General features: G+C 32.8%; 12 protein-coding genes and 1 other RNA gene. 3 read left to right on the forward strand and 10 right to left on the reverse strand.

Annotation, left to right across the window (positions count from 1 at the left end; genetic code table 11):
* Positions 1 to 93 precede the first annotated feature (93 nt).
* The 6 genes from BMW63_RS06230 to glyA all read right to left on the reverse strand — a co-directional run bounded on the left by BMW63_RS06230 (position 94) and on the right by glyA (position 5,734).
* Complete coding sequence (locus tag BMW63_RS06230; protein ID WP_074722349.1) at positions 94 to 591, reverse strand: GNAT family N-acetyltransferase; 498 nt, start codon at positions 589 to 591, stop codon at positions 94 to 96.
* A gap of 102 nt (positions 592 to 693) precedes the next feature.
* Positions 694 to 2,484, reverse strand: coding sequence for an ATP-binding protein (locus BMW63_RS06235; protein WP_074722351.1), 1,791 nt, complete (start codon positions 2,482 to 2,484; stop codon positions 694 to 696).
* Between the two features lie 12 nt (positions 2,485 to 2,496).
* Positions 2,497 to 2,949 carry a response regulator gene (locus tag BMW63_RS06240; RefSeq protein WP_245744895.1) on the reverse strand — a complete coding sequence of 151 codons (453 nt, stop codon included), beginning with the start codon at positions 2,947 to 2,949 and terminating at the stop codon, positions 2,497 to 2,499.
* Positions 2,950 to 2,999: 50 nt separating this feature from the next.
* Positions 3,000 to 3,554 (reverse strand): helix-turn-helix domain-containing protein, encoded by a 555-nt coding sequence (locus BMW63_RS06245; RefSeq protein WP_074722353.1) that lies wholly within the window; start codon positions 3,552 to 3,554, stop codon positions 3,000 to 3,002.
* 179 nt (positions 3,555 to 3,733) lie between these two features.
* The gene (gene miaE / locus BMW63_RS06250; protein WP_074722355.1) at positions 3,734 to 4,327 is read right to left on the reverse strand and encodes a MiaE family protein; all 594 of its coding nucleotides are present in this window, start codon (positions 4,325 to 4,327) and stop codon (positions 3,734 to 3,736) included.
* A 132-nt stretch (positions 4,328 to 4,459) separates the two neighbouring features.
* Positions 4,460 to 5,734, reverse strand: a complete 1,275-nt coding sequence (glyA, locus tag BMW63_RS06255) for a serine hydroxymethyltransferase (RefSeq protein WP_074722357.1) — start codon at positions 5,732 to 5,734, stop codon at positions 4,460 to 4,462.
* A gap of 107 nt (positions 5,735 to 5,841) precedes the next feature.
* On the opposite strand from glyA, the gene fahA reads away from it, so the two are divergent.
* Positions 5,842 to 7,125 (forward strand): fumarylacetoacetase, encoded by a 1,284-nt coding sequence (gene fahA, locus BMW63_RS06260; RefSeq protein ID WP_074722359.1) that lies wholly within the window; start codon positions 5,842 to 5,844, stop codon positions 7,123 to 7,125.
* Positions 7,126 to 7,225: 100 nt separating this feature from the next.
* Here fahA and fsa read toward each other — a convergent pair whose 3' ends face one another.
* The 3 genes from fsa to ffs all read right to left on the reverse strand — a co-directional run bounded on the left by fsa (position 7,226) and on the right by ffs (position 9,039).
* Entirely contained in the window at positions 7,226 to 7,882 is a 657-nt protein-coding gene (gene fsa, locus BMW63_RS06265) for a fructose-6-phosphate aldolase (RefSeq protein ID WP_074722361.1), read from the reverse strand.
* Between the two features lie 151 nt (positions 7,883 to 8,033).
* Entirely contained in the window at positions 8,034 to 8,837 is an 804-nt protein-coding gene (locus BMW63_RS06270; protein WP_074722363.1) for an SDR family oxidoreductase, read from the reverse strand.
* A 104-nt stretch (positions 8,838 to 8,941) separates the two neighbouring features.
* An RNA gene (gene ffs / locus BMW63_RS06275) (signal recognition particle sRNA small type) lies at positions 8,942 to 9,039 on the reverse strand.
* A gap of 87 nt (positions 9,040 to 9,126) precedes the next feature.
* Between ffs and BMW63_RS06280 the strand changes: the two genes are divergently transcribed.
* On the forward strand, positions 9,127 to 10,176 hold the full coding sequence (locus BMW63_RS06280; RefSeq protein ID WP_074722695.1) for a glutaminyl-peptide cyclotransferase: 1,050 nt from the start codon (positions 9,127 to 9,129) through the stop codon (positions 10,174 to 10,176).
* A 13-nt stretch (positions 10,177 to 10,189) separates the two neighbouring features.
* Positions 10,190 to 11,428 (forward strand): imidazolonepropionase, encoded by a 1,239-nt coding sequence (gene hutI, locus BMW63_RS06285; RefSeq protein ID WP_074722365.1) that lies wholly within the window; start codon positions 10,190 to 10,192, stop codon positions 11,426 to 11,428.
* Positions 11,429 to 11,476: 48 nt separating this feature from the next.
* Here hutI and BMW63_RS06290 read toward each other — a convergent pair whose 3' ends face one another.
* Positions 11,477 to 12,361, reverse strand: a complete 885-nt coding sequence (locus tag BMW63_RS06290) for a hypothetical protein (protein ID WP_074722367.1) — start codon at positions 12,359 to 12,361, stop codon at positions 11,477 to 11,479.
* Positions 12,362 to 12,436 lie beyond the last annotated feature (75 nt).

Genomic DNA, 12,436 nt, shown 5'->3' on the forward strand with positions numbered 1-12,436 from the left:
AAATTTACCGCTTTTTTCTCACATTCATTCTATTAAAAGCTTTTTTAATAGAATAATCTGATTTTTTTTAAAACTAAACGGAGGAAGAAATTATTACAAATATTTATCTAACTTATAATCTTCCATTAAATAACCGTGATCTAATTCTATATCTTCTTTCCCCGCAATTACAAAACCTAGTTTTTGATAGAAGGTTAATGCTTTATTGAACCGATTTACATTCAAGGAAAGAACTTTTGAATGATTCTCTTTTGCATTCTTTATCACGGTATCAATCAACAACCTACCTGCTCCTTTTCCTTGCGCTTCGGGAAGTAAATAAATCTTATGCAAACGAGTTATTTTATCCTCTAAATAATCATGCTGAAAGGACGCAAAACCAAGACAAACAGTCCCTTCATAAGCTAAGATAAAGTGATGCCCATTATTGACTATATTATCCAATAGCACCTCCTCAGAATAAAAGGCTTTTAACATATACTCCAATTGTGCTGCAGAAAGAATTTCGCCATATACATCTGGCCAAGTTTTATAGGCGATATTTTGAATTGTTTTGACATCTTTAGAAGTGGCTTCAGAAATAGTTATCATTTAAATGGATTGTAAAATTTATAATTATGCAAACATAAAAAAATAGTATTTATAAAAACGTTTTTAGATCTGCTCTTACTCTCCTAAAACTACTTTTAAAGATTAAATCTCTTTAGGCATAAAAACATAAAATGTAGTACCAATATTTGGTTCTGATTGAACCGTAATGTATCCGTGGTGATTATCAACTATTTTTTTACAAATAGCTAAACCTAAACCAGTTCCAGAATATTTTGGACTTGTTTCCAAACGTTGAAACAACATGAATATTTTATCGGCATATTCTTGCTTAAATCCTATTCCGTTATCCCTAATTACAATTTTATGATAATCGCTATCTAAAATCAATTTGTCGTTATAAAATTCATCGATACCAATATCCTCGATGTAAATATTAATTTGGGGAGCAATCGTATCTTTACTGTATTTCAATGAATTAGTTATTAAATTTACAAAAAGTTGATCTATTTGAAAAGAGATTCCTTTTATCGTAGGTAAAGATCCGACTTCTATAACTGCTTTTTTATCGTCGATACTAGACGATAAATCGTCAATTACCACATTTACAATATCATTTAAATTTACTTCTTCAAAAACTTTATCGCCCTTTATAGTTCTGGAATAATTAACTAAATCAATTAATAGGGCTTGCATTTTATTAGCCGAAATACCAATTTTTGATAAATATGTTTTTCCTTGTTCTGAAATAGTTTCCTTATCATTATCTCCTATTCTAGAAATAAACATTTGAATCTTATGGAGTGGCTCTTGCAAATCATGGCTTACGATATTATTGAAAGACTCTAATTCTTCATTAATACTTTTTAGCTCTGTATTACTTTCTTCTAATTTTAGTGTTTTTACATACTGCTCTGTAATGTCATGATTTACACCTGTTTTTATCATTTCGCCTTTACTATTCTGAGTAAAGCTTCCTACTGACTTAATGTATTTTATTTCTCCATTAGTCAATACAAAACGAAACGTTAGCGATGTAGGTTCGTAGCTAATTAATGAATCCTTATGACTTTGAATCACATTTTCTAAATCGTCTCGATGAATGTATTTATTCAGGTTCTCTAATTTGGGCTCAAAAGCATTTGGTTCCTCTCCTAAAAGACGATAAAAATTATCTGAGAAAGTATATAGTCCTGTTTCTATATTAATTTTCCAGTGACCAAATCCAGCTATTTTTTCAGCATTGGTAAACGATAGATTTAAAAACTTCATTTCGTCATTGGCTTTTTTCAACTCAACGACATCAACATTTGTTTTATTAAAGGATAATAGCAAAATTAATAATGTAAGTATCACCAATAAAAAAGCACTTATAATAGAATCTTCTAATTCAAATTGATGATTAACATTATGAACTTTTATTTTATCTCCCTCAGCATTTATCGTTTTATAGACAAATGTTTTCATAGACTCCGTAAAACTATTGCTCTCCTGAAGCTTTTTATTAAATATAACACTATCAAAATATTTGCTTTTAGATAATAACAAAGTCTCTCTAAACAAATCAAACCTATGATCAATTAACTTATTTAGCCTTTCAATGTCTTTTACTCTATTAGGATTACTTGCTACTAATTCTTTTATTTTTAGTATATTTTGATCAATTTCTCCTCTTCTCAAAAATCTATTTTTAATATAGGACTCGTCTTTTGTAATAATGTAGCCCCTTAGATTACTCTCATACATACTAATTGTTGATAGTATTTTTTCCAGTTCTAATTGGGTTTCAGTTGAATTCGTAATTAAATCCACCGATGAATCAAGACCTCTCATTTGGGTGTAAAAAACCGAAGCTATATAACCGACCACCACAATTGCTATACCTAAAGCAATTTTAAATATTTGAGTGTTTTTATATAATTTTTTCAACTTCATTAGCAATTTTTTTTAGATGCTAAAGAAAAAAGTTTCCTTATTTAATCCTGAAGAATGAAACTGCCAATTTATGTTCACCACTTCTTTTATGACTTTTTTTAACTTAGTGAAATCATTAGGCTTCTTAATATAAATATTAGCTCCTTCAACAAATGTTTCTTCTATATCTTTTTCAGATGAAGAGGTTGAATATATGGCAATTGAAACATCCTTAAATCTAACATCGGCTCTTATACCTTTAAGACACTCAAATCCTGACATGTAAGGCATATTTAAATCCAAAAACAGTATATGTGGCATTATTATATCAGGGTTTGCCAAATAATCCATTAGGTCTTTGCCGTCGTTAAACAGGGTTAACTTGTTATTCATTTTAAGTTCCATCATTGCCTCACTAAAAAAAGTGCGGTCATCTTCATCATCATCTGCTATCAAAATATGCATAGAATCGTTATGTGAAATCATATATATATAAGGTATTATTTTTATGTATAATTATTTGGATACCTAAACTGTTAATTCGATAAATTTCTTCTTTTATCAACAATTCTTTTAAATGCTGAAGGCGTTAATCCAGTTACTTTTTTAAACTGACTAGATAAATAAGCCACGCTACTATAATTCAATTTATAAGATACCTCAGTTAAAGTCAATTGATCTTCTAGTATTAATTTCTTTGCTCTTTCAATTTTTTGAATAATAATAAAATTCTCAATAGAAGAATAGGTATTCTCCGTAAAAACATTAGTTATATATCCATAACTTAAATTAAGTTTATCTGATAAATACTGAGAAATGGTAACCGCTGGCAACTTGTCATTCTCATAAATCATTTCTACAATAGTATCTTTTATTCTTTGTATCAGTTGGCTTTTTTCATTATTTACAATATAAATAGCATATCTATTTAAAGAAGCTTGAAGTTCAGCAAAATCGACATCAGATACAGTATTGCTTATTTCAATTTCTCCTAATTCTAAAAGCTTGTGTTTGATATTTAATCTTTCTAATTGTTCTTGTAAAATCACTCTACAAGCCACGATTCCATCATATTTTATATAGAGTCTCATTTGAAAAAATTATAATTATTGAACATTAACGGTTATAAATATATATTAATTTTATCAATCAGAGCAAAAAATAAAGCATCTGTTACCATAAAACTTGGGTTCAAATCCAAAATAATAGTATAATTTTCTGATTTCTATTCTTTTATATCACATCCTAAATAGTACTATAACTAACCCATTTATCCGTGAATCGTTTCGTTTTTACCATAATTTTCGATAATCGAAGCTTCAAAATCGATCCATTCTCTCCAACGTTTTTCTACATCAATTCCTGTTCCATATTTTCGAGCGTAGGTAATAAATGTGGTATAATGACCCGCTTCACTTTCCATTAAATCCCTGTAAAATACAGCTAATTCTTCATCCTGAATATTTTCTGACAGCACTTTAAAACGTTCACAACTCCTGGCTTCAATCATAGCCGAAAAAAGCAATCGTTCTACTAAACTAGAAACTCTACTTCCATTGCCATTCTTTTTCATGTACAAATACAACTCGTTTACATAGTCGTCTTTGCGTTCACGTCCTAATTTCAACCCACGCTTAATGATAATGTTATGAACTTGCTCAAAATGATCAATTTCTTCTTTGGCCAAAGCCAAAAGATCCTTAACCAAATCTTGATGCTCTGAATTATTGGTGATTATAGTAATCGCGTTGGTTGCTGCTTTTTGTTCACACCAAGCATGATCAGTCAAAATTTCTTCGATATTTTTCTCAACAATATTGACCCATCTTGGATCCGTTGGTAATTGCAATCGTAATACACCCATTTTTTTTTGTTTAAAGTTTATAAAAGTTTAAAGTTTGAATTCAAAAAAAAAGTTTAAAGTCTAAAACATGCGATACATTTCCGTAAACACAAACCTTTAAACTTTAAACCTGTAACTTTAAACAAAAGTTTTTTAGAAAACGAAAATAGCTCTTTCGCTCATCATTTCATTCACTTCATTAGCCACTTCTTCAATGATATCTTCGTTTGTATGATTCATCAACACTCTGTCAATCAATTCAACGATAGTTTCCATATCTTCTTCAACTAATCCACGTGTGGTAATAGCTGGAGTTCCAACACGAATACCAGAAGTTACAAATGGTGACTTGTCATCAAATGGGACCATATTTTTATTAACGGTAATTTCTGCTTTTACTAGAGCATTTTCAGCTTCTTTTCCCGAAATTCCTTTATTTCTCAAATCAATCAACATCATGTGGTTGTCTGTACCTCCCGAAATGATATTATATCCTCTTTTCACAAAAGCGTCTGCCATTGCGTTAGCATTTTTTTGCAATTGTAAAGCATAAGTAAAGAATTCATCTTTCAAAGCTTCACCAAAAGCCACTGCTTTTGCAGCAATGATATGCATTAAAGGCCCACCTTGATTTCCAGGAAAAACAGCTAAATCCAATAGGGATGACATCATTCTGATATCTCCTTTTGGAGTTGTTAAACCAAATGGATTAGGAAAATCTTTACCCATCATAATCAAACCTCCGCGCGGTCCGCGTAATGTTTTGTGTGTTGTAGTCGAAACGATATGGCAATGAGGAATTGGGTCATTAAGCAAACCTTTAGCAATCAATCCTGCAGGATGCGAAATATCAGCAAATAAAATAGCGCCTACACTGTCTGCAATTACTCTAAAACGCTCAAAATCCATATCACGAGAATAAGCCGAAGCTCCAGCGATAATCAATTTCGGTTGTTCTTTTGTTGCTATTTCTTGAATTTTGTCATAATCTAAACGTCCTGTTTCTGCATCAACACCATAGAAAACTGGGCTATATAAACGTCCCGAAAAGTTTACTGGTGAACCGTGTGTTAAATGTCCACCATGAGACAAATCAAAACCAAGAATCTTGTCACCAGGTTTAAGGCAAGCAAAGAAAACTGCTGTATTAGCCTGTGAACCAGAATGTGGCTGCACATTAGCATATTCAGCACCAAACAATTCTTTAGCTCTATCAATGGCAATTTGCTCCACAACATCCACTACTTCGCAACCTCCGTAGTATCTTTTTCCTGGATATCCCTCGGCATATTTATTTGTTAGAACAGAACCTGCTGCTTCCATCACTTCATCACTTACAAAATTCTCTGAAGCAATTAATTCTAATCCGTGTATTTGTCTTTCTTGTTCTTCTAGAATAAGGTCAAAAATTTGTTTGTCGCGTTGCATTTCTTTGTTTTTAGTTAATTTGTAGCAAAAATACAAAAAAACGTTTGTGAAACTGTTAGATTATAATATATTTGAAGTATAATTTTCAACAAAACAATTAACATTATATGTCAATAACAGCTAACGATACCAAAAGAAAATCATGGTTAGAAGTACCAGAAAACAGTGATTTCCCCATTCAAAACATTCCGTTCGGAGTATTTCTTACGAAAGAAAATGTAGTGACTGTGGGTACACGAATAGGTGATTCTGCTATAGATTTAGGTGCTTTACAACAGTTAAATTACTTTGAAGGTATAGAATTGACTGACGATATGTTCATGCAAGACACCTTAAATGATTTTATCTCAGATGGTAAAAAAACATGGCGATTAGTACGAAATCGCATTGCCGATATATTTGATGAAAACAATCCTAAATTAAGAGATAGCGATAAACATAAGGATATCGTAATATTCAAAATGGACGAAGTAGAAATGCAATTACCCGTTCTTATCGGAGACTATACTGACTTTTATTCCAGCAAAGAACACGCCACTAATGTAGGAAAAATGTTTCGTGATCCAGAAAATGCTTTATTGCCTAACTGGCTTCACATACCAGTAGGATATCATGGAAGAAGTTCTACTATCATCCCTTCAGGAATTCCGGTTCACAGACCTATTGGCCAAACTTTACCAGCTGGTGAAACTACTCCTGTTTTTGGGCCTTCTCGTTTAATCGATTTTGAACTAGAAACTGCATTTATTACAACAGACGCTAACGTAATGGGGGAAATGATTCCAATTAACGAGGCCGAAGATTATATTTTCGGAATGGTTTTATTGAATGATTGGAGCGCTAGAGACATCCAAAAATGGGAATATGTACCACTTGGACCGTTCTTAGCTAAAAACTTTGCATCATCAATTTCACCTTGGATTGTAACTATGGATGCCTTAGAGCCTTTTAGAGTTCTTAGTCCAAAACAAGATCCGAGTCCGCTACCGTATTTGCAACAAAAAGGAAAACATTCCTTTGATATTCATTTAGAAGTGGCAATACAACCAGAAAATGTAGAACCTACCATTATAAGCAATTCCAATTTTAAACATATGTACTGGACCATGAGTCAACAATTAACACATCATACCTCAAATGGTTGTCGTGTAAATTCTGGAGATATGATGGGATCAGGAACAATTTCTGGACCAACACCAACGAGCTATGGTTCGATGCTTGAGTTGACTTGGGGAGGAAAAAACCCAATAAAATTGAATGATGGTACAGAACGTAAATTCATAAATGATAACGATACTGTAATTATGAAAGGGTATTGCGAAAACAGCCAAGTTAGAATAGGTTTTGGAGAAGTTTCCTCTAAATTATTACCTCCTTTTGTAAGAAAGTAATTTGCTAATAATCATAAAAAAGCCCCATTTGCAGATGCAAATGGGGCTTTTTTTTCTAAGCAACATACCGTGACTAATCACTGAATACTACTATCTTCTTTTACTTATTTCCTTTTTCGAAATCAGCAACAAATTGAGCTAAACCAATATCAGTTAAAGGGTGTTTTAACAATCCGTATATCGCAGAAAGTGGCCCTGTCATAACGTCTGCACCTATTTTAGCACAGTTTACGATATGCATGGTATGACGCACTGAAGCAGCAAGAATTTGAGTCTCATAACCGTAGTTATCAAATATCAATCTAATTTCCTCAATCAAAGCCAATCCATCAGTAGAAACATCATCTAAACGACCAATGAATGGAGAAACATAAGTAGCACCAGCTTTGGCAGCCAATAAAGCTTGACCTGCTGAGAATACTAAAGTTACATTGGTTTTAATATCTCTATCAGAAAAATATTTTGCCGCCATAACACCTTCTTTAGTCATAGGTAATTTTACTACGATTTGTTCGTGTAATTCGGCTAATTCTTCCCCTTCTTTAATCATTCCGTCATAGTCAAGCGCATTCACTTCAGCACTTACATCTCCTTCAACAAGATTGCAAATGTCAACGTAATGCTTCAAAATATTGTCTTTTCCAGTAATTCCTTCCTTCGCCATCAATGATGGATTTGTAGTAACTCCGTCCAAAACTCCTAACGCTTGCGCTTCCTTAATTTGAGCTAAATTAGCCGTGTCAATAAAAAATTTCATAATATCTGTTTGTTTAATTATGTGTTTGTCTTTTGGGCGTGCCCCTTCGTAAAAACTTCGGGCCGGGCTTTCCGCTACAATCTTTTATTTTTTTAAAGAAAAAAAATAAAAGGATTTTCGCTATAATCCCTCACGCAAATTTGATACAAAATTACAACTTATAATGGTTCATCAGCATCTTTTCATATACTTTATCAGGAAGAATTCTCTTTAAAACAATCGAAAATTTCTGCATAAAAGCCCCTACTTTATAATGAACATTCGGCTCTTTAGTCTGGATAATTTTATAAACTGCTTCTGCCATTTCATTAGGATTACTACCGCCATCGACATGTTCATCCATCGTTCGCAACGATTCTCCATAAGAGCCCTCATAAGCAGAACCCTTGATAACCGGCGCATGATATCGTCCTGAAGCAATATTAGTAGCAAAATCACCCGGAGCAACATTAGCAATATGAATCCCGAAGGACTTTACTTCCATGCGCAATGCTTCAGTTATTAATTCTAAAGCACCCTTAGAAGCAGAGTAAATAGAGCGATAAGGCAATCCCATATATCCGGCAATCGAAGTAACATTAATGATTAAACCTGATTTTTGCGCACGCATTTGTGGCAACACTGCCTTCATTACTTCAATAGGCCCGAAGAAGTTAGTTTCAAAATTATTTTTTATTTCTTCTGTAGGGATTTCTTCTAATGGCCCTGTAATTCCAATACCTGCGTTATTAATTACAATATCTAATCTACCGGAGGCAGCAATGATTTTTGCAACAGCGGTTTGAATCGATTCTGAGTTACGAACATCTAATGCCACTAATGGAAAAATAGTATTGAGCACCCGTTCTGGGTTCCTGCTCGTTCCATATACAACAAATCCTTTTTGATGCAAAAACTCACCAATTGATTTCCCTATTCCGGAGGAACCTCCCGTAATCAAAACTACTTTACTCATGGTTGCTTTTATTGGTTGGGCCAAAAATAAAAAAATCCTCCATAAGGAAGACTACTTTTGTTTAATTTCTGTAAAAAGAATCTGAATTAAATTCAGATTAAAAAAAATGGCAAGCGACCTACATCGCACCGCTCAACCACGTACCCTTGCTATGTTCCCATCCTGGGGGAGTCTGCAGGAGCTGGTCGTGTAGGACTTGCCGGTGCAAATATACAATCTTTTTATATTTTTACAAGTGCTTTGTGCTGTAAAAATAACATTGTATATTGGTCTATTAAAAATTTTAGCCATGAAAAAATATAACTTCCTATCTTTCATTTTATTAGGAATCGCTTTAGTTAGTTGCAACGATCAAAAAAAAGGAGAGAATACTGTTTTTACTTTTGATATTTCTACTTTTAAGGAACAATATCAGCCACAAGAGGCTATAAATCTAGGTGTTTCTAACCTAAATACTAAAAAAGTAGACAGCGTTATCTACTATGTAAACGATAAAAAAATAGCTTCAAAAAAAGGACTTGATACCTTTAAGTTTGAATTTAAAGACCAAAAACTAGGCTATCAAAATTTAAAGGCATTGGTATACTATGAAGGTCAAAATGCTGAGGCTACCGCAAGAGTAGAATTAGTTTCAAACATACAACCTAAACTTTTAAAATATAAAATAGTTAATAAATATCCTCACGATACGCTTTCTTTCACTGAAGGTTTAGAGTTTTATAGAGACACATTATATGAAAGTACAGGTCAAAAAGAATCATCTTATTTTAGAAAATATGATTACAAAACCGGTAAAGTGTATTATCAACATGATTTAGATAAAAAATATTTTGGAGAAGGAATTACTTTTATCAATGGTAAATTATACCAATTAACTTGGCAAGAAAAAACAGGATTTATCTATAACGCAAACACCTTAAAATTAGAGAAAACCTTTGCTTACGAAAAGGATATCGAAGGTTGGGGAATGACAAACGACGGGAAATACATTTACCAAACTGATAAAACAGAAAAAATTTGGAAAATGGATCCTGAAACTCAAAAAATGATTGATTATGTCAATGTTTATTCTGGAAGTTCAAAAATTAAAGCAATTAATGAATTGGAATGGATTAATGGTAAAATCTATACTAATGTGTGGCAAAAAGATGCCATTGCTGTTGTGAATCCTACTACTGGCTCAGTTGAAGGGATTTTAGACATGTCTGGTTTAAAAAAATTAGTTAAAAATACCAATGCCGATGTTTTGAATGGAATAGCATACAACCCCAAAACCAAAACTATTTTTGTAACAGGAAAATATTGGGATACATTATTTGAAATAACGGTTTCAGAATAACTAAAAAAGAACGATGACCACATTAATTATAAATATAAAGGAACTACTTCAAATTAGAGAAATAGGAGTTGCAAAAATATCTGGTGCTGCTATGGGTATTCTTCCTACCATCAAAAATGCTTATTTGATAATTAAAGATAATCTGATTGCTGATTTTGGTTCAATGGACATTTTACCAAAAACTAAAGCTGATCAAACTATCGATGCGACTGGTAAAATAATATTGCCTTCCTGGTGCGATAGTCATACTCACATAGTTTATGCTGGTAATCGCGAACAGGAATTTGTAGATCGCATCAATGGAATGAGCTACGAAGAAATAGCCAACCGTGGTGGCGGAATCTTAAATTCAGCTAAAAATCTCAACGACGCAACCGAAGAAGAAATATACAATCAATCCAAGGTACGTTTAGAAGAAGTCATGCGATTAGGAACTGGAGCAGTCGAAATCAAATCAGGTTACGGTTTAACCATAGACGGAGAGTTAAAAATGCTTCGGGTAATAAAACAACTGGCGCAAAACTATCCCATATCCATAAAAGCTACGTTTCTGGGTGCTCACGCTATACCATTAGCCTATAAAGAAGATCGAAAAGGATATATTGATATGATAATCAATCATATGCTTCCTGAAATTTCTAAAAATAGTCTGGCGCAGTTCATAGATGTGTTTTGCGAGACAGGCTATTTTACTGTTGAAGAAACAGAAGAAATTATGAATGCCGGAATACACTTTGGCTTAAAGCCAAAAATTCATGTAAACCAGTTCAATTCAATTGGTGGGATTCAAGCAGGGATAAAACACAATGCGTTGTCTGTGGATCATCTTGAAGTAATGACGCCGGAAGATATTGAAGCTTTAAAAAATACAAATACCATGCCTGTAGCCTTACCTTCGTGTTCTTATTTTTTGAGTATCCCGTACACACCCGCACGCGCAATGATTGCAGCTGGACTTCCGCTAGCACTAGCTACAGATTACAATCCTGGTTCTACTCCATCCGGAAACATGAACTTTGTTGTAGCTACCGCCTGTATAAAAATGAAAATGACTCCCGAGGAAGCAATTAATGCCGCCACTATCAATGGAGCGTATGCAATGGGAATTTCGGATACTCATGGAAGTATAACAATCGGTAAAAAAGCTAATTTTATTATTACGAAGCCTATCCCGTCTTATTATCAATTGCCCTATGCTTTTGGCAGCAATTTAATAGACCGCATATTTCTTGAAGGAAAAATTATTACATAAAAAAAGAGGAGCCATTAAGCTCCTCTTCATTTTTATACAAACTATATACTACTTCAAAGTAAAACTAGTTTTTGATACCATCTCTCCTTTGTCAAAAACATTTACAAAGTAAGTTCCTTGAGCAAAATCTTTTCCAGGCAAAACTTCTGATACTTGAACTGTTTTGTTTTCGTATTTTACATTAGTTGCAAAACTGTATGTTAAATCTTTATCACCAAAACTCACAGTCTTCTTTTCTCCTAAAACATTATTTTTACTATCGATTACCTGTACATAATAGGTTTTATCACCTGAATTTGCAATTTGGTTTTCTGCAATAGTAAAGCTAATTTTTAGCGCATCTGCTCTACTGGCTTTATCCGTTTCGATTTGTTTACCAGAACTTCTCATTTTATACGCTAGAGCTTTTATGTTCAAAACAGTTAATTTCGAACCTTTTTCTACCACTTTCGCTAATTCTTCATTTTGTCCAACTAAAACCTCATTGTATTTTTTAGACTCTCCTAAAACAACTACAGTACTATCACGTTGTGAAGTCACCATTTTATTTTCCGTTTTCAAACCTTCATTTTCAGTCATTAAAGCCTTCATGTTGTTTTGTAGCGCATTAAATTGGCTTTTATATTTAGCCATAGAAGCTACATCCCCTTTAGATTTATTCAAATCAGCCATTAAACCCACGACTTTATCTCTTTCTAGAATTAACTCATCAGACATTGAGGTGTTTTCAGAAATTGCTGTGTCATAAGTAGCTTTTAATTCTTGTAAATCTTTCATAACTGTTTCTTTTTCAGTCATTGTACTTTTCAATTCCGTTTCTACTGTTTTTACATCAGAAGTAACTTTAAAGATATAAACTAAGCTACCTACTAATAAAACCGCTAATACAGCAATAACTGCTTTCAGACTTGAACTACTTTTTTGATTTTCCATTTTTAAAATATTTTTTTTCAAATTTAACAATATATATTCAAGTTATAACGTATGTTAACACAATTATATTATTTT

Origin of the sequence: Flavobacterium frigoris (genome assembly GCF_900111075.1) — a bacterium.
Classification (GTDB): domain Bacteria; phylum Bacteroidota; class Bacteroidia; order Flavobacteriales; family Flavobacteriaceae; genus Flavobacterium; species Flavobacterium frigoris.

Bases quoted from the DNA above. Each gene is read 5' to 3' on its own strand.
- BMW63_RS06230 (WP_074722349.1), bottom strand. From the start codon at position 591: ATGATAACTATTTCTGAAGCCACTTCTAAAGATGTCAAAACAATTCAA.
- BMW63_RS06235 (WP_074722351.1), bottom strand. From the start codon at position 2,484: ATGAAGTTGAAAAAATTATATAAAAACACTCAAATATTTAAAATTGCT.
- BMW63_RS06240 (WP_245744895.1), bottom strand. From the start codon at position 2,949: ATGATTTCACATAACGATTCTATGCATATTTTGATAGCAGATGATGAT.
- BMW63_RS06245 (WP_074722353.1), bottom strand. From the start codon at position 3,554: ATGAGACTCTATATAAAATATGATGGAATCGTGGCTTGTAGAGTGATT.
- miaE (WP_074722355.1), bottom strand. From the start codon at position 4,327: ATGGGTGTATTACGATTGCAATTACCAACGGATCCAAGATGGGTCAAT.
- glyA (WP_074722357.1), bottom strand. From the start codon at position 5,734: ATGCAACGCGACAAACAAATTTTTGACCTTATTCTAGAAGAACAAGAA.
- fahA (WP_074722359.1), top strand. From the start codon at position 5,842: ATGTCAATAACAGCTAACGATACCAAAAGAAAATCATGGTTAGAAGTA.
- fsa (WP_074722361.1), bottom strand. From the start codon at position 7,882: ATGAAATTTTTTATTGACACGGCTAATTTAGCTCAAATTAAGGAAGCG.
- BMW63_RS06270 (WP_074722363.1), bottom strand. From the start codon at position 8,837: ATGAGTAAAGTAGTTTTGATTACGGGAGGTTCCTCCGGAATAGGGAAA.
- BMW63_RS06280 (WP_074722695.1), top strand. From the start codon at position 9,127: ATGAAAAAATATAACTTCCTATCTTTCATTTTATTAGGAATCGCTTTA.
- hutI (WP_074722365.1), top strand. From the start codon at position 10,190: ATGACCACATTAATTATAAATATAAAGGAACTACTTCAAATTAGAGAA.
- BMW63_RS06290 (WP_074722367.1), bottom strand. From the start codon at position 12,361: ATGGAAAATCAAAAAAGTAGTTCAAGTCTGAAAGCAGTTATTGCTGTA.